Below are 23,193 nucleotides of genomic sequence, written 5' to 3'. Positions count from 1 at the left end.
CCGTTGCCTAAAACGTTTCCCAGTCCGCGTCCGAGCTTGCCTTCGCCGTGCTCGCCGGAGCGGCGCGCGCGGGCATGTCGGTCGTCGCGCGAGCCGCTGCTGCGGCCGGCCTGGACTTCAAGGCCGGTTCGACGCGTGCGGCTGCATCGTGCTGGCTCGGGGCCGCCGGGGCCGCAGCAGTTGCCTTCGCTTCGCTGCTCGCGCCGGCCGGGTGCACCGGAGTGGCCGCGTTCGCTGCTTGCGGTGCCGCCTTGGCGAACTGCGCGGAGGCTTGCGAACGCGGCGTCGCCGGTGCGCTCTGACGCGCCGGAGTGCCGCCGGCCACCTTCCAGCCACTCAGCACCGCTTGCAACTGCCGCGTCTGATCTTCGAGCGACGCCGCTGCGGCGGCCGCCTGTTCGACCAGCGCCGCGTTCTGCTGCGTGACCGAATCCATTTGCACGACCGCGCGATTGACCTGCTCGATGCCGCTCGACTGCTCTTCCGACGCCGCGCTGATCTCGCCCATGATGTCGGTCACGCGACGCACCGCCTGGACGATTTCATCCATCGTCGTGCCCGCGCGGCCGACCAGCTCGGAGCCGCTCTTCACCTTGTCGGCCGAATCGCCGATCAGTTCCTTGATCTCCTTCGCGGCGCTCGCGCTGCGCTGCGCGAGGCTGCGCACTTCGCCCGCGACCACCGCGAAGCCGCGGCCCTGTTCGCCGGCCCGCGCGGCTTCGACCGCCGCGTTCAGCGCGAGGATGTTGGTCTGGAACGCGATGCCCTCGATCACGCCGATGATGTCGACGACCTTGTTCGAACTGGTCGCGATCTCCTGCATCGTCGTGACGACCTGGCTCACCACCTCGCCGCCGCGGGTCGCGATGTCCGACGCGTTGACGGCGAGCTGGCTCGCCTGGCGCGCGTTCTCGGTGTTCTGCCGCACGGTGCCGGTCAGCTGATCCATGCTCGACGCGGTTTCCTGCAGCGACGCCGCTTGCTGCTCGGTGCGCTGCGACAGATCGGTGTTGCCCATCGCGATTTCGCGCGCGCCGGTGTCGATCGATTCGGTGCCGCTGCGCACCGCGCGCAGCATCGTCGCGAGGCTTTCCTGCATCCGCTTGATGCCCGCGAACAGGCGGCCGATTTCGTTGTTGCTGAATGCCACGACCGGGGTGGACAGGTCGCCCGCGGCGATGCGCTCGAAGCACGCGGTCGCGTCTTTCAGCGGCTGCACGATGAGCCCACGCAGCGCGAAGCTGATGCCGACCACCACCAGCAGCGCGAATGCCGTGACCACGCTGATCAGCGTGATCATCAGCGATGTGTTCGACTGCGCGCTCGCCTCCTGATCGGCCACGCTTTGCTGCAGCGCCTGGATCACCGCGGCCGCCGCCGCGTCGTAGGCAATGAACATCGGGCTGATCCTGGTGTCCGCGACCGCGTGATACGCGTCGAGATTGTTCGCGTTCAGCGCGGCGAATTCGACGTCGACGCCGTCGTGCATCACCGTCGTATGTTTGGCGAGCACATCGTCGAGCAAGGGTTGCTCGACGCCGTGCTTCGGCGCGTCGAGATACGCTTGCCAGCTCTGATTGCCCTTGCCGAGCAGCTCCTGCGCGCGATCGAGTGCTTTCTTCGCCTCGTCCGCCTTGCCGGCGGCCGTCAGCGTGTTGAAACGTTCGATCGCGATGCGCGAGCGCAGTAGATACGCTGACGCGTCGTCGAGCGCATGAATCGCGACCAGTTCGCCGCCCGCGATGCGTTCGAGCGAGCCGCTCGCGCGATTCAGCGCGGTCAGCCCGAGCGCGCCGACCGCCACGGTCAGCGTCACCAGAAGAATCCCCACCATCGTCAGCGATGTGCGGATCGACCACCTGCTCAGCATGTTGATGCTCCTTGTGCCGGGTTCCGTTACTGCCTGCCGTCAGATGCCGAGCGTCTCGGTCAGCGCCATCTCGGAGCTGGTCATCAGCTTCTCGATGTCCATCAGGATCAGCATGCGGCCGTCGACCGTGCCGAGGCCGGTCAGGTATTCGGTCGTCAGCGTCGCGCCGAATTCCGGCGCCGGCATGATCTGGTCGACCGCCAGCGTCAGCACGTCCGAGACGCCGTCCACGACCATCCCAACCACGCGATGCGCGACGTTCAGGATGATCACGACGGTCTGATGGTCGTACTCGACGCGGCCCAGATGGAATTTGATCCGCATGTCGACGATCGGCACGATGATGCCGCGCAGGTTGATCACGCCCTTGATGAACTCGGGCGCATTGGCGATGCGCGTCACGTTGTCGTAGCCGCGGATTTCCTGCACCTTCAGGATGTCGATGCCGTACTCTTCCGCGCCGAGCGTGAAGACGAGGAATTCCTGACCGCCGGCGTCCGCCTGCGCGTCGCGGCGGCCATTCGTACCGCTCGCATTTGCGACGCTCGAATTGATGGATTGGACTTCTGCCACGTTAGCCCCCAAACGGTTGGGATAAATTGAGTTGAAGTTGTGTTGCGATGTCTGTCATTGAGGCGTTTGCTGCATGCGTCACGCGAGGCTCATCGCCTGCGCATGCCCATGCGCATGACGCGTTTCGCGGTTCAGCGCCGCGACGTCCACGATCAGCGCGACGCTGCCGTCGCCCAGAATGGTCGCCGCGGAAATGCCGTGCACCTTGCGGTAATTCGTTTCCAGATTCTTCACGACCACCTGCTGCTGGCCGACGAGTTCGTCGATCAGCATCGCGAAGCGCCGTCCCTCGGTCTGCATGATCGTGACGATGCCCTGGGTCGGCTCCTGCTTCGCCTCCGACACGTTGAACACTTCATGCAACGCGACGAGCGGCAGGTATTCGCCGCGCACGCGCACCACGCGCTCGCCGTTGGCCACCGTGTAGATGTCTTCGGCTTGCGGCTGCAGCGACTCCATCACGAAGTTCAGCGGCAGGATGAAGATCTCGTTGCCGACCTTCACCGACATGCCGTCGAGAATCGCCAGCGTGAGCGGCAACACGATCCGCGTGGTGCTGCCCTTGCCCGCGTGCGACGTGATCTCGACGTGACCGCCCATCGACTGGATGTTGCGCTTCACCACGTCCATGCCGACGCCGCGGCCGGACACGTCGGTGACCTGCTCGGCGGTCGAGAAGCCCGGCAGGAAGATCAGGTTCCAGACTTCCTCGTCGGTCATCGTTTCGCTGACCTGCATGCCCTGCTTGACCGCCTTCGCGAGAATCTTGTCGCGGCGCAGGCCCGCGCCGTCGTCGCTGACCTCGATGACGATGTTGCCGCCGTGGTGCGCCGCCGACAGCACCAGCTGACCGGTCGAATCCTTGCCCGCCGCGCGCCGTGCCTCGACGGTTTCGATGCCGTGGTCGAGACTGTTGCGCACGAGGTGCGTCAACGGATCGATGATCCGTTCGATGAGGCTCTTGTCGAGTTCGGTCGCCTGACCGAAGGTGACGAGTTCGACCTCCTTGCCGAGTTTCGCCGCGAGATCGCGCACCAGACGCGGGAAGCGGCTGAACACGTAATCCATCGGCATCATGCGGATCGACATCACCGCTTCCTGCAGATCGCGCGCGTTGCGCTCGAGCTGCGCCATGCCGTTGAAGAGCCGGTCGTGCAGCGCCGGATCGAACGTGCTGGTGGTCTCCGCGAGCATCGCCTGCGTGATCACCAGCTCGCCGACCAGGTTGATCAGCTGATCGACCTTCTCGACGCCGACGCGAATCGAGCTGCCTTCGCCGGCCGCCGCCGCGGCGGCAGGGCGGGCCGCCTTGCGGTCGTGTTCGGCGGACCCGGCCGAAGCCGGTTTGGCTGCCGCCGGAGCCGCCGCGGGTGGCGCTGGCGGCAACTCGATGCTGTCGGTGTGACTGGCCGCGCTTACGGGCGCAGCGGCGTGAGCCGCCGGAGCCGACGATGCCGCCTGCTCCGCATGAACCACCGGCTGCGCCTGCGCTTGCGCCGCGGGAGCGGCGGGGGCGACAGGCGCGCTTTGCGCCGGTGTCGGAACGGCGGCAGCGGCGGGCGTTCCAGGTTCGCCCTGCTGCGCGTCGTCCGCCGGCGCGGTGCCACGGCCGATCGTGATCTGACTTTCGTCGATCACGAAGCAGCACACGGCGATGATGTCGTCGGAGGGTACGTCGCTCGAGAGCCACAGCATCAGATCGCCGCCGCTCTTGACCTGCCCGACGATATTGCCCAGGTTGCCCAGCTCTTCAGCGAGCAGTTCCTGGTCTTTCTCTCCCACGCCCCGTAGCGTAATTTTCAGATGTGGGCCGGCGCTGTCGTCCGTGCCCGCGGCCTGCCCGGTCTGTGCCGGTTCGCCGTCCATCCATTCGCCCGCCATTTGCACCGCCTGTTCGACGACGTGCTCGGGCGGGGTGCCGCCTTGCTGCTGTACCGCGGTTGTTGCTGTTGTTGTTTGGGTTGCCGCCTGCGCTGCGGCCGGCGCGGTCTGCACGGCTGCCGCTGCCGGCGCTCCGCCCATGCGGCTTTCCGCGTGCAACTGCTCGAGCTTCGCGCAGATCGCGCGCGCCACCTCGGCGTCGGGCTCGGCGCTCGCGCGGTAGTCGGCGAGCTGGCCGGACAGTACGTCCTTGGTCTCGAGGAACGTGTCGATCATGTCCTTGCGCAGCACCAGCTCGTTGTTGCGCGCGCGATCGAGCAGCGACTCGAGAATGTGCGTGGTCTCGGTGAGCGCGGTGAAGCCGAACGTCGCCGCGCCGCCCTTGATCGAATGCGCGGCGCGAAAGATCGCCGCGAGGTCTTCGGGGTCCGGGCGGGCCACGTCGAGATTGAGCAGCAATTGCTCCATCTGCGCGAGCAGTTCGTCCGCTTCGTCGAAGAACGTCTGATAGAACTGTGTGATGTCGAGTGTCATGCCTGGTTCACCGCGAGAGTGCCTGTCTGGCGCGAGTTGCCGGAGAGGCGCGTCGAGAGCTATCTGTACTGTGTCTAAAGGTATTGATTGCGCGGATCAATCCGGGTCCGGTTCGGCCAGCGCCGCCACCAGCTCGGTCAGCATGTCCGGGTCGAGCGGCTTTTCGATCCAGCCGGTCGCGCCCGCTGCGCGCGCCGCCTCTTTGAAGGGTTCGCCCGATTCCGTCGTGAGGACGAGGATGGGCGTCGCCTGATAGGCCGGATTTCCGCGCAGCGCGGTGATCAGATCGAGACCGGTCTTGCCGGGCATGTGCTGGTCGGTCAACACGAGATCGAACGCCATCGCGAGCGCGTTTTCGAGCCCTTCGTTGCCGTCCGCCGCGAGCGTGACCTCATAGCCGGCGCCCGTCAGCGTCGCGGCGAGGATCTGCCGCATCGATGCCGAATCGTCGACTGCCAGGATGTGCCTGATCATGAAAACCTCGCTGCGCTAAACACTGTGCCGCCTGCCGGGGTGCGCCGCTCGGGCGCGGGCCCCGGCCCGGCGGCCGCGGTCTGTTACTTTGCCGGCGGCGCCGCCGCCGGCAACTTCGGTGCAACCGTCACCGGCTGCGCAAGTTTTTGCAGCAGCGGCTTCGAGCCGGCTGCGTCGTCCGACAGCGTGGTCGTCGTCGAATCGTCGTGATCGAGCGCCGCCTCGGACTTCTTGTTCAACACGATGATGCTGATGCGACGGTTCTCCGGATCGAGCGGGTCCGCCTTGTTCAGGTTCTGCGTCGACGCGAGACCGAGCACGCGCATCACCTTCGCTTCGTCCATGCCACCCGCGACCAGCTCGCGCCGCGACGCGTTCGCGCGGTCGGCCGACAGCTCCCAGTTGCTATAGCCCTTCTCGCCGCCCGCGTACGGCACCGCGTCGGTGTGGCCCTGGACGATGATGCGGTTCGGCACGTCGTTCAGCGTGTGGCCGATCTCGCGCAGGATGTCGCGCATGTACGGTTCGACGACGTCGCGCGCGGTCGCGAACATCGGCCGCTTCTGCGAATCGACGATCTCGATGCGCAGGCCGGTCAGGGTCGAGTCGATACGGATCTGCTGCTTGAACTGGCGCAGCACCGGGTTCGCCTCGATCGCGGCCATCAGCTTGACCTGCAGATCGTGCAGGCGCACCTGCTCGCGGCGTTCGAGCTCGCCCTGCAACTGCTTCACCGCTTCCTCGTTGTTGCGCGACGCGGTGCGCTCGGCCCGGTTGCTGCTGCCGTCGGTCGAGCGGGTCACGCCCTGCGCGTCGGTCGAGATGTCGCGCCCGCCGCCCTTCAGGATGCTCGAGTCTTCGGCGCTGCGGTCGCCGCCCCACAGCGTGATCTTCAGCGGCTGGTTGAAGTACTCGGCGATGCCCTTCAGCTGCACGGTGGAGGCCGAACTCAGCAGCCACATCAGCAGGAAGAACGCCATCATGGCGGTCATGAAGTCCGCGTAGGCGAGCTTCCATGCGCCACCGTGATGACCATGCTTCTTCGGCGCCGAGCGCTTGACAACGATTGCGCGGTCTTTGTCCTTGCTGCTCATCGATTCGGTTCCCGTCGCCGCCTTATTTCGCCTTGACGCGGCGCACGTGCTCTTCGAGCTCGGTAAACGACGGGCGCTCGGTCGAGAACAGCACCTTGCGGCCGAACTCGACCGCGATCGCCGGCGCATAGCCGTTCAGGCTCGCCAGGATCGTCACCTTGATGCACTGGAACATCTTGGTGGACTCGGTCACGCGCTGTTCGGCGACGCTCGCGAGCGGTCCGATCAGCCCGTACGAAAGCAGAATGCCGAGGAAGGTGCCGACCAGCGCCTGCGCGATCATCTCGCCGAGCACCGCGGGCGGCCTGTCGGCCGAGGCCATCGTGTGCACGACGCCCATCACCGCGGCGACGATACCGAACGCCGGCATCGCGTCGCCAACCTTGCTCAGCGCCTGGGCGGGCGCCTCGCCTTCCTGATGGTGCGTCTCGATCTCCTCGTCCATCAGGCTTTCGATCTCGAACGCATTCATGTTGCCGCCGACCATCAGCCGCAGGTAGTCGGTCAGGAACTCGATGATGTGCTTGTCGGCGAGTATCTTCGGGTACTGCGTGAAGATCGGGCTCTTCGACGGATCGTCGATGTCGGCCTCGAGCGTCAGCGTGCCTTCCTTGCGCGCTTTCGCGAGCAGCACGTACAGGAGCCCCATCAGCTCCATGTAGACGTCCTTGTTGTACTTCGCGCCCTTGAACAGGGTCGGAATGACGCGCAGTGTCGCCCGGATCGTCTTCATTCCGTTACCGAGAATGAACGCGCCAAGTCCGGCGCCGGCGATCATCAGCACCTCAACGGGTTGCAGCAGCGCGCCGAGATGGCCCCCTTCCAGCGCGTAACCGCCGAAGACGGACAACAGCGTCACGAGTGTTCCCACGAATATCAGCACTGCCGAGCCCTCACAAAAATGCGACGGTCACCGTCGTTAGTCAGGTTTACGGCACCGAGGCGGAAAACTTTGGGGAAAAAGACGGCGCTCGCGTCCGGTGTAAACCAGAGGCTTGCGCTGCCTCAACGTGTGCCGCTCAAACTTCGGCGGTGACGAGGATGTCGAGCGTGGGAGCGGTGCAGCGGACCTCGTGAGCCCGCGTGTCGGCCACTTGCGGCACCTCGGCCGGGATTCCGGCGACGGCGGTTTGCCGCTCGGCCCGCGTTTGTGCTGCCTTTTTCGTCTTGCCCGCGCGCGACGGCGGCTGGCACAGCCCGCAAACGAACGCGTGCTGCGGATCGTGCGCGTGCGCGACGAAGTGGCCGCCGCAGCGGCGACAGGCGCTCAGCTGCAGCATGCCCGAGTCGAAGAAGCGCACCAGCGTCCACGCGCGCGTGAGACTGAGCACCGGCTCGTCGTCGTGCAACTGCACGTGTTCCAGATATAGCCGGTAGCTCTTCACGATCGATTCGATCGCGCGGCAGCCGCCGTAGCCGGCCATGAAACGGTAGATGTTGTAGAACAGCGATGAATGAAAGTTCGGCTGCCAGGTCATGAACCAGTCGGTCGAAAACGGCAGCATGCCCTTGGGCGGCGACACCCCTTTCAGTTCCTTGTACAGCTTGATGAGCCGGTCGCGCGACAGGCTGGTTTCCGCCTCCAGCAATTGCAGACGCGCGCCCAGTTCGATCAGCTCGATCGCGAGGGTGATTTCCCGGGCTTCGAGTACGACGCTCTTGCTGGCCATCAGCCGAGCTGCTCGACCGGCTGGCTCGCCATCAGGATCGCCGAATGAGCCTGCGCGATCGCACTCGACTTGTCCTTGTCCGCGAGGGCGGACAGCACCGCGTGATCGTCGAAGCGGAAGCGGCATAGCATCTGGTTGGACGCCGCGAGCTTGACGGTCTGCGCCAACGACAGATTGGCGAGCACGTCGGCCAGCTGGTCCGAAATACCCATGCGGAACATGCCCATCGGCTTGTCTTCGCGCAGCAGACGCTGGGCGAGCAGCAGATAGGACAGATTGACTTCCCTGATCTCACTGAGCATGTGGCTAGTCGTGCTCATGATTCCCCCGTTCGTATGTCCGGCTGGTCAGGCCGATTTTTTTTGCGGAAACGTTTGCTCGAACGCGCGCGCTGAACCCGCGCGATTCGACTCGTCTCTGGTCTTGCAAGCATTGTCTCGAAAGGGGACACACCCGAAAATCGGAGAGACACCCCACCTGGATGACGGATTAATCCGTCATTTGTGTAGGAATTATTCCTACAACGCAGGGTGCGTCGAAGCTCAGATTGGGACGAATTGAGGCGCTGGGCGGGGCTGATGATGCGCGCTGGGAATTTCTACGGTTGCGGCGTGTACCGGTTGGTGAGTTTCCAGAACTTCATCGCCGCACCGTAAAACGGTGGGAAAGAATTATAAGACGTTTTCACCCGCCTGCCATCAGGCTCGATTAGCCGCTTTTCCCCTTCATCCGACCCCCGGGTCCGCCGCTTGCTACGGTCCATTTCGCCTGTTTGCCCCGTTCGATTGAGCCGGTGCAATTGCGTTTGCCGATTATGGGGAGCGGTTGCGATTAGACCGTGCACCTAAGCTGTAACGGTCCATGTTTCGCGCTGTAACAACATTAAGCGTTTGAAAAATAACTCGAATTACCGCGGTCGATCCCGATAATGGAGGCTAAGGGATTACCCGATACCGATTTCGGACCACCCTTCGGGCGGGGAGAAACCGCGCCCAACCGCCCGTTAGGCCTACGTACCTCGAGCGATCCCGCCGTCGTGCGAAGCCCCGGTGAGTGTCAAAAATCTGCATGGGATTCGGGTCAGCGCCCCTCGCGCTAACTCCGATCGATACAGGAGAAAACGCATGCGAATCGCACAAATCGCGCCGCTCTACGAAGCTGTCCCACCGAAACTCTATGGCGGCACCGAACGTGTCGTGTCGTATCTGACCGAGGCGCTCGTCGACCTCGGCCATGACGTCACGCTGTTCGCGAGCGGCGACTCGGTCACGTCCGCCAATCTCGAGGCGTGCTGGCCGCGCGCGCTGCGCCTCGATCCGACGATTCGCGATGCATTGGCGCCGCACGTGCTGATGATGGAAAAGGTCCGCAAGGTCGCGCACGAGTTCGACGTGCTGCACTTCCATCTCGACTACATGCCGTTCCCGCTCTTCACGACGATGGACACGCCGTTCGTGACCACGCTGCACGGGCGCCTGGACCTGCCGGAATTGCAGCCGGTGTTCGACGCGTTCTCGCATGTGCCGGTCGTGTCGATTTCGGATTCGCAGCGTCTGCCGCTGCAGCAGGCCAACTGGCTCAGCACGATCTATCACGGTCTGCCGGACCAGCTGCTGACGCCGCAGCCGCACAAGAAGCCCGAATACCTCGCGTTCCTCGGCCGCATCTGCCCGGAAAAACGCGTCGATACAGCCATCAAGATCGCCGCGCAAAGCGGTCTGCCGCTGAAGATCGCCGCCAAGGTGGACAAGGTCGACATGGAGTACTTCAAGCGCGAGATCGAGCCGCTGCTGTCGATGGCGCATGTCGAGTTCGTCGGCGAAATCAACGAGGCGCAGAAACCCGAGTTTCTGTCGGGCGCGAAGGCGCTGCTGTTCCCGATCGACTGGTCCGAGCCGTTCGGCCTCGTGATGATCGAGTCGATGGCCTGTGGCACGCCGGTTATCGCATTCAACCGCGGGTCGGTGCCCGAAGTGATCGACCACGGCGTGACCGGCTATATCGTCGAGGACGTGCAAGGCGCGGTAGCGGCTCTGCAGCGTCTGGACGAGCTGTCGCGCACCGAAATCCGCGCCCAGTTCGAACGCCGCTTCAGTTCGAAGACGATGGCGCAGAACTATGTCGACGGCTATTCGGCCTTGATTGAAACGTCGCGGCGCCCGGTATTGCGCCAGGTCGCGGTCGGCTAAGCGCGCTTGAAAACGGCCGGCGCTTTTACGGCCGGCCGTTTTCGGTCCGCTTTGAAGCGGAGCTGTGAACCTTCGCTGATAACGCCCAATAGCGGACGAATCCGGCCTCGGTATCGTTTGCGGGACCGGAAAACGAAGTCATTCTCGCCGCCAGACGCGAAAAATGCCGCCCTGTATGGGCGGCTTTTTTAATACTGCGATGGTGGCGCTTCCACCGCGGATTAGCGCGCAGCGATTAAGCCGAAACGGCAAAAAACCCTTCAGACCGCTTGCACCGCGTCACCTCGGGCGGACATCAGGCCGAGCCAATCAGAAAGCGCTCGCGATTCTTGCCGACGATCCATTTGGGCGGCTTGCCGCGCCCGCTCCACGTATTGCCCGACTTCGGGTCCTGATATTTCGCCGGCAGCGGCGTCTTCTTGGGCGGGCGGCCGCGCTTGGCGGCGACTGCGAAACCGAGATCCTGCGCGGTCAGACCGTATTCGGCGATCTTTTGGCGGATGTCGGCAACGACATTGTCGATTTCCGTGCGTCGCGCTTCTTCTGCCTGTGCCTGCAATTTGGCTATCTGCGCCTTGAGGTCTGCGTATTGAGACATTCGGTTCTCCCTTTCTAGAACTCATTCGACCGCAGACTAGCTGCAATTATAGAAATTCGCAATGGCCACTAATACCGGTTTAGCGAATTTTCCTCTGATAATTATTAAAGCGTGTGAATTGTAAAACACGCGCTTTATCTCGTAATAGTTTATAAATTCTGTCCAGATTGACAATCCTTGACACCTGATTTGGCGCTGCCTACCTAGAATTGCGCGCTCAACGTACGTACTCGCCCTTTTCGATGCGTGCTTCTGAAGTGCCAATTCTTTTTAGGATCACCAAACATGCAGTTGTCAAAGCGCCTCGTTGCCGAACTGTTCGGCACCTTCTGGCTCGTGCTCGGAGGCTGCGGCAGCGCGGTCCTCGCCGCTAACTTCGCCGGGCCGGTTCATGGTCTGGGCATCGGCTTCGTCGGCGTGTCGCTGGCCTTCGGCCTGACCGTGCTGACGATGGCTTTTGCGATCGGCCACATTTCGGGCTGTCACTTGAATCCGGCGGTGAGCGTCGGCCTGACCGTCGCCGGCCGGTTTCCGGTGCGCGATCTGCTGCCCTATATCGCCGCGCAGGTAGTCGGCGCGGTGTTGGGTGCATTCGTGCTGTCGCTGATCGCGTCGGGCAAGCCGGGCTTCGACCTGGTCGCGAGCGGCTTCGCGACGAACGGTTACGGCGAGCAATCGCCGGGGCACTACGCGCTGGCCGCCGCCTTCGTTTGCGAAGTGGTGATGACGGGCTTCTTCCTGTTCGTGATCCTCGGTGCGACCGATCGCCGCGCGCCGGCCGGCTTGGCGCCCATCGCGATCGGCCTGTGCCTGACGCTGATCCACCTGATCTCGATTCCGGTCACCAACACGTCGGTCAATCCGGCGCGCTCGACGGGCCCGGCGCTATTCGTCGGCGGCGCGGCGATCGATCAGCTGTGGCTGTTCTGGGCTGCGCCGATCATCGGTGCGGTAATCGCGGGAGTCGTCTATCCGCTGATCGCCGAGGATCGCTGCAACGATGCGAGCGAGCTGGCGCTCGACTGACGGCCGGTTCGACGTGTCGGTCGCGCGATCGTCGCGTAGTCCGCATGAATGGGCGCCCCAGCGCCCGTTATTCATTGCGAGCGCCAATGCGATATGAATTCCGCGGCGGCCGCGCGCCGGAGAGCACCGCTGCTAGAATCGGGCGACTTCCCAGCCTCGCACAGGTGCTTTCGATGAACCGTTTCCGCGGATTCCTGCAAGGCGTCGCCCTGTCGCTCGGCGGCTTGTGCGCGAGCACGCCGACGTCGCCGGCCGCGTACGCGGCGACGAACACGGCGACTGTCGTCGCAGCGGCCGCTCCCGCCACGGCTGCGGCGGGCGGCAATATCGAAACCCTCGTATTCGTTCGCCATGGCGAGAAACCCGCGCAAGGCTACGGCCAGCTAGACTGCCAGGGGCTCAACCGTGCGCTCGCGTTGCCGGCCGTCATCGCCGCCAAATTCGGCAAACCCGATGCGATCTATGCGCCCGACCCCGGCCAGCAAAAAGACGACGGCGGTCATCCGTACTATTACGTGCGCCCGCTCGCGACGATCGAGCCGACCGCGATTCAATTCCAGATGCCGGTGCAAACGCCGTACGGCTTTGCGCAGATCGACCAGCTTGGCAACGCGCTCGTCGACCCGGCCAATCGCGGCAAGCTGATCGTGATTGCGTGGGAGCACAAGCTGATCGAGAAGCTGTTGTGGCAGATGTTGAACGCGCATGGCGGTCGCGCGGCCGACGTGCCGAAATGGCAAAGCGACGACTTCGACAGCATTTACATCGTCCGACTCGACTGGCAGAACGGCACGCCGCGCGCGAGCTTCAAGCACGATCGCGAAGGGCTCGATGGGCGGGCGACCGATTGCCCTTGTGCGGCGTTGCCTGCAGAGCCGGCGTCTTCGGCAGGGACGGCCTCTTCCGCCAGTTCGAACGCTTCGGCGCCTGCGGCGGATTAATAGGGTAATACAGATGTAAGCCGCGATTACGTGTGCTGGTGCATCAAGCGGCAAGCGTGGGCGACGAGCCGCCTGCCTGCTTGAATTGGCCGGCCGCAAAGCCCCGTGGGGCGCGGCTGCCAGCGAAGTGAGGTGTCTGCGCGCAACGTCCGCGCGATCTTTCCGCCTGCCTTCGCTGTCTTCGACGATGCTTGCAGTCCGTAACATCTGGTCGCAGTCCGCCCCGGCTCGAGTGCGTACATTGGTCCTGTGCGACAAACCCTACGTCGCCTCACAGGAGAGACCAACATGAAACGCATCGTCACTCACTTGCTGGTTGCTGCCGGACTCGCGGCGGGCGCATGCGGTGTCGCGCAGGCGCATACGGATCTGAGCGTCGGCCTATCGCTCGGCGCTCCGGTTTATGCCGCGCCCGCGCGCGTCTACGCCGCGCCGGAGCCGGTGTATTACGGCGGCTGGGATCATCGCTATCCGCGCGGCGACTACTACCGCGACTATCACCGCGATGACCGCGGCTGGGGTCACGACGATCGTCGCTGGGGCCATGACTATCGCGGTGAGCACCGCGGCTGGCGGGATTGACGGGCGTAAGCGGAGTGCAGCACGCTCCGCGCTTCTCGCTCGGCGAGCAACTTCTGCGGCCCGCATCCACGCGAGTGTGGATGCGGGCCGCCTTCAATTTGAGTGATTGCGGTTCAGGACGCCAGTTCGTCGTGGAGAGCAAACAGTTTGCGCAGATGATGCGCAACGCCGGCCTCGAAATTGTTGCCAATGCGCGGCACATGCGGCAGACGCGTGATGAGATCGGGATTGGCATTGTTCATCATGAATGGATGGCCGGCCGTCTCGAGCAGGTCGATATCGTTCATGTTGTCGCCGAACGCGACGCACTGCGACGCGTCGATAGCGAGTCGCTCGAGCACGATCTGCAGCGCGCGCCCCTTCGACACATTCGCGGTCATCACTTCGAGACAATCCGGCAACGAATAGGTCACGTATAGCCGCTCGCCGAATTCGCGTTCCAGATTGGCGGCCACCTGCGCGAGATCGGCGGGATCGCCGATATACAGCGCCTTGGCAATGTCGACGCCATTGTGCTTCGGCAGGTCGGTCACTTCGTACGTGAAGCCAGAGTCCTGGTGAAATTCCAGCAGATGGGGCGCGTCGCGATCGATCAGCCACGCCTCGTCTGCAAACAGACTGACGATCACTCGGCCATGCGCGCCGACAATTTCTGGCTGCACGAGACGCTGGACGATCGCGGGCTGCAGATCGTCGGCGTGGATCACCGTGTTGTCGGGCGCGTGAACCCGCGCGCCGTTCGACGTGATCAGGTATGGATTGATGCCGAGCAGGTCGCGGATGCCCGCGACGTCGCAGTAATGCCGCCCCGTGGCGATCACGAACTGCAGCCCGTCGCTTTCGAGCTTGCGCACCGTGGCGACCGTGAACGGGTCTACCTGGTGATCGGCGTTGAGCAGTGTGCCGTCGAGATCCGTGGCGATGACTTTATACATGGTGAGTCCGGCGGGCGAGCCGTCGAGGCAGCGTCGAAGCGGATATTTTACAGGTGTCGTCCGGCCAGCCGCTGCGCCTCGCGCCGCGCCAGCTGCAAGCCGCCATGCGCCGAATCCGCCCGCGGCTCGCGCAGGCGCGCCTGATACGCCTGGGGCACGTACTCGCGCAGCGGCGCGCCGAGGCCTCCGCATAGTGCGACCGGCAGCACGCCCGTCGCGTCCAGCGCGGCGATCATCTTGCCGACTTCGACACCGGCCTCGCCGAGCAGGCGTGCCGCGAACGGATGTGCGCGGTGTTCGATCGCGATCGGCGCGAGCCGGGCGTAGGCAGTCTGATTGGCCGCGCACAGCCACACGACCAGGCTGTCGCGATCCTGAGTGCCGGTATGCGCGAGCAACGCATGCGCGAGATCGTCGACGGGCGCACGGCCGTCTAGCGCCTGTTGCCCGTGCACGATCAGCCGGAGGCCGAGCCACGCGCCGCTCGCCTCGTCGCCGGACGGAAAGCCGTAGCCGCTGGCCATGCGGAACTCGCCGTCGCTCGCAAGCGAGGCCGCGACGCTGCCGGTGCCGAGTGCGACGATCACGCCGGGCGCGCCTTCGTGCGCGCCGAGCAAGGTCGTGTAGGCGTCGGATTCGACGGCCAGTCCGGCCAGTCGCGGCGCCTGCTCGTGAAACTCGGCGAGCCAGTCGCGATTGTTGACGCCCGCAAGTCCGCAACCGAGCACGCAGCGCGACCAGTCCAGCGCGACTCCGGCTCGCTCGAACGCTTCGCCGCAGGCGGCCTGAATGGACTGCCATGCGCGCGGGATGCCGAGCCCGAGGCCCGATGGGCCGCTTGCCGCCTGCGCCAGTTCGCGGCCCTGCGCGTCGCTGAGCACGACACGCGTGCCGGTGCCGCCGCCGTCGACGCCGATCAGAAAGAAGTCGTGGTTCATCGAATCGAATCAGTTCCGTGGGTGAATAACGCTTAGGGTGGCAGGTCAGTTTGAATCGCGCAATTAGCCGATTGGCCAGCTTGCGGCGTACACCGCTTCCGCTATGCTGGCGATCGATACGACCACGCGGGAGCGCGACAGTGACACAACGATGCAACTGGGTATCGAGCGACGCGCTCGCACAGTACCACGACACCGAGTGGGGTGTACCCTCGCGCGACGACCAGCACCTGTTCGAGATGCTAGTGCTCGAAGGCGCGCAGGCCGGTTTGTCATGGTCGACGATACTCAACAAGCGCGCCGGCTACCGCCGTGCTTTCGCCGACTTCGACATCGGCAAGGTCGCGGCTTTTACGCCGAAGCAGGTGGATGCGCTCGTCGCCGATGAGAGCATCGTGCGGCATCGCGGCAAAATCGAGGCGGCGATCCAGAACGCGCGCGCAGTGCAGCAGATTCAGGCCGAACACGGCTCGCTCGCGAACTTCGTGTGGTCATTCGTCGACGACACGCCGATTCAGAACGAATGGGCTTCGTATAAGCATGCGCCTGCGTCGACAGAAGTTTCGGACGCGCTAAGCAAGGCGCTCAAGCGTTACGGCTGCAAGTTTGTCGGGTCGACGATCTGCTATGCATTCATGCAGGCGGTTGGCATGGTCAACGATCATGAGACGACCTGCATGTGCCGAGAGCGATGCGCGTTGCTGGGCAATAAGGGGCGTCGTCGTAAGGCGGGGTGAGGGCGGGGCGTCCGTCTGACGCGCAAACTCGCGAATTGGCGCCCTTTCATGCTCGTAGTCGGTCCTTCGCCGAACGGCGCACGGTGGATACTCGTCGCCATGCGCTCACCGATGCGCGTTCAACAACAAATAACTACCGCCTCGGACGCGGGAGACCAACCATGAAAACTCTTAGCTTCCTGACCCATCAGGATATTTACGATCAGTCCGTCACGCATCTATTCGAACAGAAACGCGCTGCATTGCTGCCGAGGGGCGGCGGCGCTTACCGCGGTTATTGTGGCGGCTGCCCGATCGGCAACCTGATCAAACCGCGCGACTATGTGACCGCGATGGAAGGCGTGCCCGTGCGCTTCATCGGCAAACCACCGACGGAAGTGCCCGCTTACATGGACGTCGGCGTGGCCGCGCTGAAAAAAGCACTGCTGCGCGCCCGCATCAACGTGTATGACCCGGTGACCATCGCTCTGCTTAGTTGCCTGCAAAACGTGCACGACGTGTTCGGCACATGGGAGTGGCACGACCGGCTGGGCTCGATCGCGCGCGAATTCGGACTGTCGGCCGAGCGGCTGAGGAACGCGGCGTAACGGCTGCTCGGTAGCGCACCAATCCGACGCCGCAAAAGCAAAACGGCGGTGTGGCTTCTTTCGAAGCTCACACCGCCGTTCGGCGTACGTAAAAAGCGTGCTTAGTGCAGCTTTTTCGGCAGCATCTGGCTGCGCAGACGCTTGTGCAGGCGCTTAACAGCCGCTGCTTTCTTGCGCTTGCGAGCCGTGGTCGGCTTTTCGTACGACTGGCGCTCACGCAGTTCAGCGATCAGGCCGTTCTTTTCGATTGCGCGACGAAAGCGGCGAATTGCCACTTCGAACGGCTCGTTTTCCTTCAGAAGAATCGTCGTCATGTCGTTCCTAAATTGCTTAAACGGTCAAAAACGTAGCGGCCAAGCGCCACGCACCGGCCATCCGAGCGTCCCCACAACAGGCGAAACGAGCGGAAATACGGCCTCGGAGGCCGGAAAAGAGAGGCAGAAAGCACCGCGAGTACGCTCCACAACCAACCGGGTGTAGCGCCGCGTTTTGACTGCCAGCAGACATGCCGAAACCGGCAAAGGCGTGACAGAAAATCTCAATTCAGCCGTTCATCATAGCAGGGAATCACAGATAAAACCACCCTTTTGTCGGTCGTATATGCGCAGCGTCGCGACTGCGTGTTGGGGGCTGGTTCCTGCCCCCGTTTAATCCGGCGTCACGCCGGGCCCGTCTGAAATGACAAAGAAGGATAAAAAATCGGGCCGAATCTCCACGTGCCCCTCAAGTTTTGTTTTGGTGCGCCGAAATCCTGCTCTGAGGCGGCCAGCAATGAACGAGTGCTTCCGCCGACGCCAAAACGGCTTTCCAGGGCTTTCGGCTCAAACAGGAGATTTTCCATGCTCGGAATTAACAGCAACATCAACTCGCTGGTTGCACAGCAGAACCTCAACGGCTCGCAAAACGCCCTGTCGCAGGCAATCACGCGCCTGTCGTCGGGCAAGCGCATCAACAGCGCAGCGGACGACGCAGCAGGCCTCGCGATCTCGACCCGGATGCAGACCCAGATCAACGGTCTGAATCAGGGCGTGTCGAACGCCAACGACGGCGTGTCGATGATCCAGACGGCTTCGAGCGCACTGTCGTCGCTGACGAACAGCCTGCAGCGTATCCGCCAACTGGCCGTCCAGGCGTCGACGGGCACGATGTCCACGACCGACCAGGCAGCACTGCAGCAGGAAGTCGCGCAGCAGGTCCAGGAAGTTAACCGTATCGCGTCTCAAACGACGTACAACGGCACGAACATCCTGAACGGCAACGCAGGCATCGTGTCGTTCCAGGTCGGCGCGAACGTCGGCCAGACGATCTCGCTGGACCTGAGCCAAAGCATGTCGGCGGCGCAGATCGGCGGCGGCGTCGTTCAGAACGGCCAGACGGTCGGCACGATCACGGGCCTGAGCCTCGATAGCACCGGCAAGTACACGTCGTCGGGCGCAGTGATCACGGCAGTCAACGTGACGTCGGACGGCAAGGGCGGTTTCACGTTCACCGACCAGAACGGCACGGCGATCACGGGCGGAACGGCATCGGCGATCTTCACGACGTCGACCGCTGCCGCATCTAACGGCGCGACCGTCACACAGATCGCGATCAGCGCGAACGCAACCAGCAGCAGCATGTCGGCAGCGTCGCTCACCGCGATCGCGAACGCCGTTGCACAGATCAACGCCGTCAACAAGCCGGCAACGGTGTCGAGCCTCGACATCAGCACGGTCAGCGGTGCGAACGTCGCGATGGTCTCGATCGACAACGCGCTGCAGACGGTGAACAACTTGCAGGCGGCACTCGGCGCGGCACAAAACCGTTTCACGGCAATCGCCACGGCGCAGCAGGCAGAATCGACCGACCTGTCGTCGGCACAGTCGCAGATCACCGACGCGAACTTCGCGCAGGAAACCGCGAACATGTCGAAGAACCAGGTGCTGCAGCAAGCAGGCATCTCGGTTCTCGCACAGGCGAACTCGCTGCCGCAGCAGGTCCTGAAGCTCCTGCAGTAATCGCGTAGCAGCCCACGGCCGGGCCCCGCGTAATGCGCGGCCCGGCCGCAGGCACCTGGCGCGCGGGGCGTTGCCTCGCCGCCAGGTCCTCACCCAGAATTCCACGGATCATCCGCCGCACGGAGCACTACAATGTCGACGATCAATTCCGCCGTCACAGCCGCCAACAATTCGGCCAACAGCCAGCTGCAGCAGGCTGCCCAATCGATCATCAGCGGTTCGACCGGCAACTCGTCGATGGACGTCAACTCGCTCGTGACGGCACTCGTCAATGCGAAAACCGCCGGCCAGGCCGCCGCGCTTACCGCACAGCAAAGCAGCGACAACACCCAGATTTCCGCGTACGGCGCGCTGTCGGCGGCGCTGAGCGCACTGCAGGCCAGCCTCACGACGCTGTCGAACGGCTCGCTGCAGAACACCTTCAGCGCGACCGCGAGCGGCACCGGCCTTACCGCGACCGCGGGCGCGGGCGCAGTGGCCGGCAGTTATTCCGTCGGTGTCACGCAGATTGCGACGTCGCAGTCGCTGTCGTCGTCCGCGTTCGGTGCATCGACCGCGCTCGGCACCGGCACGATGACGCTGTCGCTCGGCAGCCAGTCGTTCACGGTCGACGTGAACAGCGCGAACAACACGCTCTCGGGCATCGCCGCCGCGATCAACAACACGACCGGCAACCCCGGCATCGTCGCCTCGGTCGTCAACGGCAGCGACGGCGCGCACCTCGTGCTCAGCTCGATGCCGACTGGCGCGGCGAACACGATCAGCGTTGCGCTCAGCAACGTCGCGGGCGACCAAGGCCTGTCGAGCCTCGGCGTCACGTCGACGGGCAGCACGACGGGTGGGCAGTCGACGTTCACGTCCGCGAACAGCGGCGCCGCCTGGAAACAGAGCACGGCCGCGCAGGACGCCGCGTTCACGATCAACGGGATCGCCGGCACGAGCGCGAGCAACACCGTGACGAGCGCGATCACCGGCGTCACGCTGAACCTGACCAGCGCCGCTGTCAGCGCAACGCAGCCGCAAACGTTGACGGTCGCCACCGACACGAAATCCCAGGCCGCCGCGATCAACAACTTCGCGACGCTCTACAACACGCTCGTCACGACGATGGGCTCGCTGTCGAGCTTCACGTCCGGCGCGTCGTCGCAAGGCCCGCTGCTCGGCGACTCGACGCTGAACACAATCAAGAACGCGCTCGCGTCGATCGTCGCGAGCGGCGTGAACGGCAACGGCTCGACGGTCAACCTCGCGTCGATCGGCGTCTCGCTGCAAGCCGACGGCACGCTGCAGGTGGACAACACGGCGCTCAACGGCGCGCTGCAGAACAATCCGACCGGTGTCGCGTCGCTGTTCAACTCGACGAACGGGATCGGCGAGCAGTTGACGACGAACATCACGAACTACACGCAGACGAACGGACTGATCGCCGCGCGCACGACCGCACTGAGCAACGATCTGAACAACGTCGCCCAGCAGCAGACGACCCTGTCGAACTACGCAGCACAGCTGACGAGCCAGTACCAGGCGCAGTTCACCGCGCTCAATACGCTGATGGCGACGATGAACAGCAACTCGCAATACCTGACCCAGCTGTTCGGCGGCGCGAACAGCGCCGGCGCGATGTCGACCAACAAGAGCTGACGGCTAGCCAGACAGGAGAGCCCAGATGGAACCGACCGAACTGATTGCGCAGATCCACGCGTTCACCGACGCGATCGAACATGCGGCCGCGATGGCCGACTGGGCCGAGGCGGTGCGCCTCGTCGATGCGCGCGGGTCGCTCGTCGCCCTGCTCTCGGCCGACCAGCCGCCCGTTGGCATCGCCGCGATCCGCCGCATACAGGCCAGCAACGGCCGCATCTTCGCCGACGCGCAACGCGCGCAGCAGGAGCTGACCGACGAGTATCAGGCGGCAATGAACCGCGTGCAGGCCGTCGGTCAGTACCAGAGCATCGCGACCCGCTAATCCGCATCCGGCCGCGCGCCAACACGACAACAAGAACTACGCGCTGATGTGAGGGCGTGCTCGTTCGCCTCCCCGCCCGCCTCGTGCGGGCGTTTTTTTTGGGCGCTGCCGGCCGCACCGCCCCGGCCTAGGCCAACCGGTCAATCGGCCAAACTGACCGGGCTTTTCCCGTCACCTCGCGGGATCGGCGCGACGGCACGCTAACGATAATGGTATCGACCGACTTTCCGCAGATCTCATCATGTTCTCGACCGAACTGCCCGCCTCCGCCGCGCTCACGCCTGAACAGCAGCTTGCGCAGGACATTGCGCTCGTCATGGACAATGCGCTCGAGCGCCAGCGCAGCGGCGCGTTCGACGACGCCCGGGCGCTGTACGAGGCCATCCTCGACGCGGTGCCCGCGCATGGCGATGCGCATTACAACCTCGCAGTGCTGATGGTCGATACGGGCCAACCGGCCGACGCGGTGCCGCATTTCGAAGCCGCCATCGGCGCGAGCCCGGACAACGGCTACTACTGGGTCAGCTACATTCATGCGCTGCATCGCAGCGGGCAAACGCCCGCGGCGTGGATCGCCGTCGAGCTCGCGCAGCAGCGCGGCGTGCGCGGCCCCGCACTCGACGGGCTGATCGCACAAATGGCGATGCCCGACTCGGTGCTCCCGACCGCAGCGGTTGCAACTGTAGTCCGCGGTGACGTCGAGGCGGCGATCATCAAGGGAACCGCTGCCACTGCGGTAGTGCGCGAGAACGCCGGCAAACCGGTGCACCGAGCCCACCAGAATCTGCTCCAGAAGCACGCGGCGCTTTTCGGCAAAGGCAAGTACGCGGAAGCCACTACGCTTGCGCAACGGCTTGCCGCCGATTATCCGGACGACGGCGCATGCTGGCGCGCGTTGTCCGCATCCTTGCACAAGGACGGTCGTTATGCGGAGATGATCGACGCCGGTCTGCGCACGGTCGAATTGTTGCCGGACGAAGTACTCACGCGCATCTTGCTTGCCGATACTCTGCGGGTGATGAGCCGTCTCGCGGAAGCCGACGAACAGTGCCGGCGCCTGCTCGAGCTCCGGCCCGACCATCCGGAGGGGTTACGGATCCACGGTCTCGTCCTTTTCGCGCTGCGTCGCCCGGACGAAGCGATCGCCGCCTGCCGGCGTGCGGTCGAACTCGCACCCGGCCTTGCCGCCCCGAACGGCACACTAGGATTCGTGCTACTCGAACAGGGTGCGACACAGGAGGCGCTCGGTTGGCTGCGGCGGGCGATCGAAATCGACCCGACCGACAGCGTGACCCACAGCAGCATGCTCTTCTGCATCGCGCACAGCAGCGACTTCGATCCGCAGACGCTCGTCGCGGAACACCGCAAGTTCGGCCAGCGTTACGACAACCACAAGCGCAAGCGCACGGCCGCGTTCTCGAATCCGCGCGACCCTGGGCGCCAGCTGCGTGTCGGTTTCGTGTCGGGCGACCTGTTCAACCACGCAGTCGCCTCCTACGCTGTGCCCGTGATCGAGCATCTCGCAGCAGACACCGGCATCGCAATGCACTTTTATCACAATCACGTCGAGGAAGATGCAACCTCCGATCGTTTCAAGGCCCACGCGACGTGCTGGCGCAACGTCGCCGGCATGAGCGACCAAGCCTTCCTGGAACGCCTGCGCAATGACCGGCTCGACATCGTGATCGACCTATCGGGCCATACCGGTCGCAACCGGCTCGTCGCGCTGGCGCAACGCGCGGCGCCGGTGCAGGCGTCATGGATCGGCTATCCTGCCACGACCGGTCTCGCCGAGATGGACTATTACCTGTCGGATCGCTTCGTCGCGCCGCACGGCGCATTCGACGACCAGTTCGTCGAACAGATCGTCCGGCTGCCGGCGATCGCGCCGTTCATGCCGCCGCCCAACTGCCCGCCGGTCAACCTGCTGCCGGCACTGCACAACGGCTATACGACTTACGGTAGCTTCAACCGCCTGAACAAGCTGAGCCCGCACGTAATCGAGGTCTGGGCGCGCGTACTGGACGCAGATCCGACCGCCCGCATGGCGCTCGGCGCAATCGGCAACGCCGGCGACCAGCGCACCCTGACCCAATGGTTCGCCGCGGCGGGCATCGATGTCGGCCGTCTGACATTCCACCGGCGCTCGAACATTCCGGTCTACATGCAACAGCATCACGGCGTCGATCTCTGTCTTGACACGTTCCCGTATACGGGTTCGACGACCACGCTGAACGGGCTATGGATGGGCGTACCGACCGTGACGATCCCCGGCGCGACGATGGCCGGGCGTGGCAGCGCGGGCTGGCTGCAGCACGTCGGACTTGACGCGTACATCGCGACGGACGAAGACGATTTCGTCGCAAAGGCGGTGGCGCTCGGCCGCGACACCGCCGCGTTGCAAACCCTGCGCATGGGCATGCGCGCACGTTGCGGGGAATCCGCCGCGTTCCGGCCGGCCGTCGTCGCGGCCGGGCTGTCGTCGGCGCTGCGCACGATGTGGACCCGCTGGTGTGCCGGAGAGCCCGTCACCGCATTCGACACGCCGCTGTTCGACGACGTGGCGACCGCACCGGCCGCGGCCGACGCCTGAACGCCGCG

General features: G+C 64.4%; 23 protein-coding genes. 10 read left to right on the top strand and 13 right to left on the bottom strand.

Going from position 1 to position 23,193, the window contains the following annotated elements; all coding sequences use genetic code 11:
- Nucleotides 1-7: 7 nt before the first annotated feature.
- From AB3X94_RS07815 to flhD, 8 genes are all read right to left on the bottom strand, one after another.
- Nucleotides 8-1,870, bottom strand: coding sequence for a methyl-accepting chemotaxis protein (locus AB3X94_RS07815; RefSeq protein ID WP_176109971.1), 1,863 nt, complete (start codon nt 1,868-1,870; stop codon nt 8-10).
- 39 nt (nt 1,871-1,909) lie between these two features.
- Nucleotides 1,910-2,443, bottom strand: a complete 534-nt coding sequence (locus AB3X94_RS07810) for a chemotaxis protein CheW (RefSeq protein ID WP_176124465.1) — start codon at nt 2,441-2,443, stop codon at nt 1,910-1,912.
- A 78-nt stretch (nt 2,444-2,521) separates the two neighbouring features.
- Nucleotides 2,522-4,858, bottom strand: a complete 2,337-nt coding sequence (gene cheA / locus AB3X94_RS07805; protein ID WP_368611200.1) for a chemotaxis protein CheA — start codon at nt 4,856-4,858, stop codon at nt 2,522-2,524.
- Nucleotides 4,859-4,954: 96 nt separating this feature from the next.
- Entirely contained in the window at nt 4,955-5,332 is a 378-nt protein-coding gene (locus tag AB3X94_RS07800) for a response regulator (protein ID WP_176109968.1), read from the bottom strand.
- A gap of 83 nt (nt 5,333-5,415) precedes the next feature.
- On the bottom strand, nt 5,416-6,426 hold the full coding sequence (motB, locus tag AB3X94_RS07795; protein WP_176109967.1) for a flagellar motor protein MotB: 1,011 nt from the start codon (nt 6,424-6,426) through the stop codon (nt 5,416-5,418).
- Between the two features lie 22 nt (nt 6,427-6,448).
- Nucleotides 6,449-7,309 carry a flagellar motor stator protein MotA gene (gene motA, locus AB3X94_RS07790; RefSeq protein WP_368611199.1) on the bottom strand — a complete coding sequence of 287 codons (861 nt, stop codon included), beginning with the start codon at nt 7,307-7,309 and terminating at the stop codon, nt 6,449-6,451.
- 136 nt (nt 7,310-7,445) lie between these two features.
- Nucleotides 7,446-8,096 (bottom strand): flagellar transcriptional regulator FlhC, encoded by a 651-nt coding sequence (flhC, locus tag AB3X94_RS07785; RefSeq protein ID WP_176109965.1) that lies wholly within the window; start codon nt 8,094-8,096, stop codon nt 7,446-7,448.
- Nucleotides 8,096-8,416: a flagellar transcriptional regulator FlhD gene (flhD, locus tag AB3X94_RS07780; protein ID WP_176109964.1), complete on the bottom strand. Its 321-nt coding sequence runs from the start codon at nt 8,414-8,416 to the stop codon at nt 8,096-8,098. Before flhD ends, flhC begins: the two co-directional genes overlap by 1 nt.
- An 804-nt stretch (nt 8,417-9,220) precedes the next feature.
- Between flhD and AB3X94_RS07775 the strand changes: the two genes are divergently transcribed.
- Nucleotides 9,221-10,285 carry a glycosyltransferase family 4 protein gene (locus AB3X94_RS07775; protein ID WP_152852578.1) on the top strand — a complete coding sequence of 355 codons (1,065 nt, stop codon included), beginning with the start codon at nt 9,221-9,223 and terminating at the stop codon, nt 10,283-10,285.
- A 295-nt stretch (nt 10,286-10,580) separates the two neighbouring features.
- Here the strand turns inward: AB3X94_RS07775 and AB3X94_RS07770 are convergent, their stop codons facing one another.
- Nucleotides 10,581-10,883 carry an H-NS family nucleoid-associated regulatory protein gene (locus AB3X94_RS07770; protein ID WP_013090908.1) on the bottom strand — a complete coding sequence of 101 codons (303 nt, stop codon included), beginning with the start codon at nt 10,881-10,883 and terminating at the stop codon, nt 10,581-10,583.
- Nucleotides 10,884-11,168: 285 nt separating this feature from the next.
- Here AB3X94_RS07770 and aqpZ point away from each other — a divergent pair, with 285 nt between their 5' ends.
- From aqpZ to AB3X94_RS07755, 3 genes are all read left to right on the top strand, one after another.
- Nucleotides 11,169-11,909, top strand: coding sequence for an aquaporin Z (gene aqpZ / locus AB3X94_RS07765; protein WP_368611198.1), 741 nt, complete (start codon nt 11,169-11,171; stop codon nt 11,907-11,909).
- A 173-nt stretch (nt 11,910-12,082) separates the two neighbouring features.
- Nucleotides 12,083-12,850 (top strand): histidine phosphatase family protein, encoded by a 768-nt coding sequence (locus AB3X94_RS07760; protein ID WP_368611197.1) that lies wholly within the window; start codon nt 12,083-12,085, stop codon nt 12,848-12,850.
- Nucleotides 12,851-13,138: 288 nt separating this feature from the next.
- The gene (locus AB3X94_RS07755; RefSeq protein WP_176109961.1) at nt 13,139-13,432 is read left to right on the top strand and encodes a PXPV repeat protein; all 294 of its coding nucleotides are present in this window, start codon (nt 13,139-13,141) and stop codon (nt 13,430-13,432) included.
- Nucleotides 13,433-13,545: 113 nt separating this feature from the next.
- Here AB3X94_RS07755 and AB3X94_RS07750 read toward each other — a convergent pair whose 3' ends face one another.
- Together AB3X94_RS07750 and AB3X94_RS07745 are read right to left on the bottom strand one after the other, a co-directional pair.
- Nucleotides 13,546-14,367 (bottom strand): Cof-type HAD-IIB family hydrolase, encoded by an 822-nt coding sequence (locus AB3X94_RS07750; RefSeq protein ID WP_368611196.1) that lies wholly within the window; start codon nt 14,365-14,367, stop codon nt 13,546-13,548.
- A 47-nt stretch (nt 14,368-14,414) separates the two neighbouring features.
- Nucleotides 14,415-15,305 (bottom strand): BadF/BadG/BcrA/BcrD ATPase family protein, encoded by an 891-nt coding sequence (locus AB3X94_RS07745; RefSeq protein WP_368611195.1) that lies wholly within the window; start codon nt 15,303-15,305, stop codon nt 14,415-14,417.
- Nucleotides 15,306-15,445: 140 nt separating this feature from the next.
- On the opposite strand from AB3X94_RS07745, the gene AB3X94_RS07740 reads away from it, so the two are divergent.
- Nucleotides 15,446-16,042 (top strand): DNA-3-methyladenine glycosylase I, encoded by a 597-nt coding sequence (locus AB3X94_RS07740; RefSeq protein ID WP_368611194.1) that lies wholly within the window; start codon nt 15,446-15,448, stop codon nt 16,040-16,042.
- A 161-nt stretch (nt 16,043-16,203) separates the two neighbouring features.
- Nucleotides 16,204-16,629, top strand: coding sequence for a hypothetical protein (locus AB3X94_RS07735; protein ID WP_368611193.1), 426 nt, complete (start codon nt 16,204-16,206; stop codon nt 16,627-16,629).
- Nucleotides 16,630-16,730: 101 nt separating this feature from the next.
- Here AB3X94_RS07735 and rpsU read toward each other — a convergent pair whose 3' ends face one another.
- Nucleotides 16,731-16,943: a 30S ribosomal protein S21 gene (gene rpsU, locus AB3X94_RS07730; protein WP_006050883.1), complete on the bottom strand. Its 213-nt coding sequence runs from the start codon at nt 16,941-16,943 to the stop codon at nt 16,731-16,733.
- Between the two features lie 344 nt (nt 16,944-17,287).
- Entirely contained in the window at nt 17,288-17,470 is a 183-nt protein-coding gene (locus AB3X94_RS07725; RefSeq protein ID WP_176109956.1) for a hypothetical protein, read from the bottom strand.
- Between AB3X94_RS07725 and AB3X94_RS07720 the strand changes: the two genes are divergently transcribed.
- The 4 genes from AB3X94_RS07720 (at nt 17,469) to AB3X94_RS07705 (ending at nt 23,185) form a co-directional block, all read left to right on the top strand.
- A complete protein-coding gene (locus AB3X94_RS07720; RefSeq protein WP_368611192.1) occupies nt 17,469-18,626 on the top strand; it encodes a flagellin in 1,158 nt (385 codons plus the stop codon). The genes AB3X94_RS07725 and AB3X94_RS07720 overlap by 2 nt on opposite strands.
- Before the next feature lie 132 nt (nt 18,627-18,758).
- Nucleotides 18,759-20,267 (top strand): flagellar filament capping protein FliD, encoded by a 1,509-nt coding sequence (fliD, locus tag AB3X94_RS07715; RefSeq protein ID WP_368611191.1) that lies wholly within the window; start codon nt 18,759-18,761, stop codon nt 20,265-20,267.
- A gap of 25 nt (nt 20,268-20,292) precedes the next feature.
- Nucleotides 20,293-20,592, top strand: coding sequence for a flagellar protein FliT (locus AB3X94_RS07710; RefSeq protein ID WP_368611190.1), 300 nt, complete (start codon nt 20,293-20,295; stop codon nt 20,590-20,592).
- A gap of 241 nt (nt 20,593-20,833) precedes the next feature.
- Nucleotides 20,834-23,185 (top strand): tetratricopeptide repeat protein, encoded by a 2,352-nt coding sequence (locus tag AB3X94_RS07705; RefSeq protein ID WP_368611189.1) that lies wholly within the window; start codon nt 20,834-20,836, stop codon nt 23,183-23,185.
- Nucleotides 23,186-23,193 lie beyond the last annotated feature (8 nt).

This window comes from Paraburkholderia sp. BR10923, from assembly GCF_040948765.1.
GTDB lineage: Bacteria > Pseudomonadota > Gammaproteobacteria > Burkholderiales > Burkholderiaceae > Paraburkholderia > Paraburkholderia youngii.
Note: the sequence above shows the minus strand (reverse complement) of the source record. Positions and strands in the feature narration are given on the sequence as shown.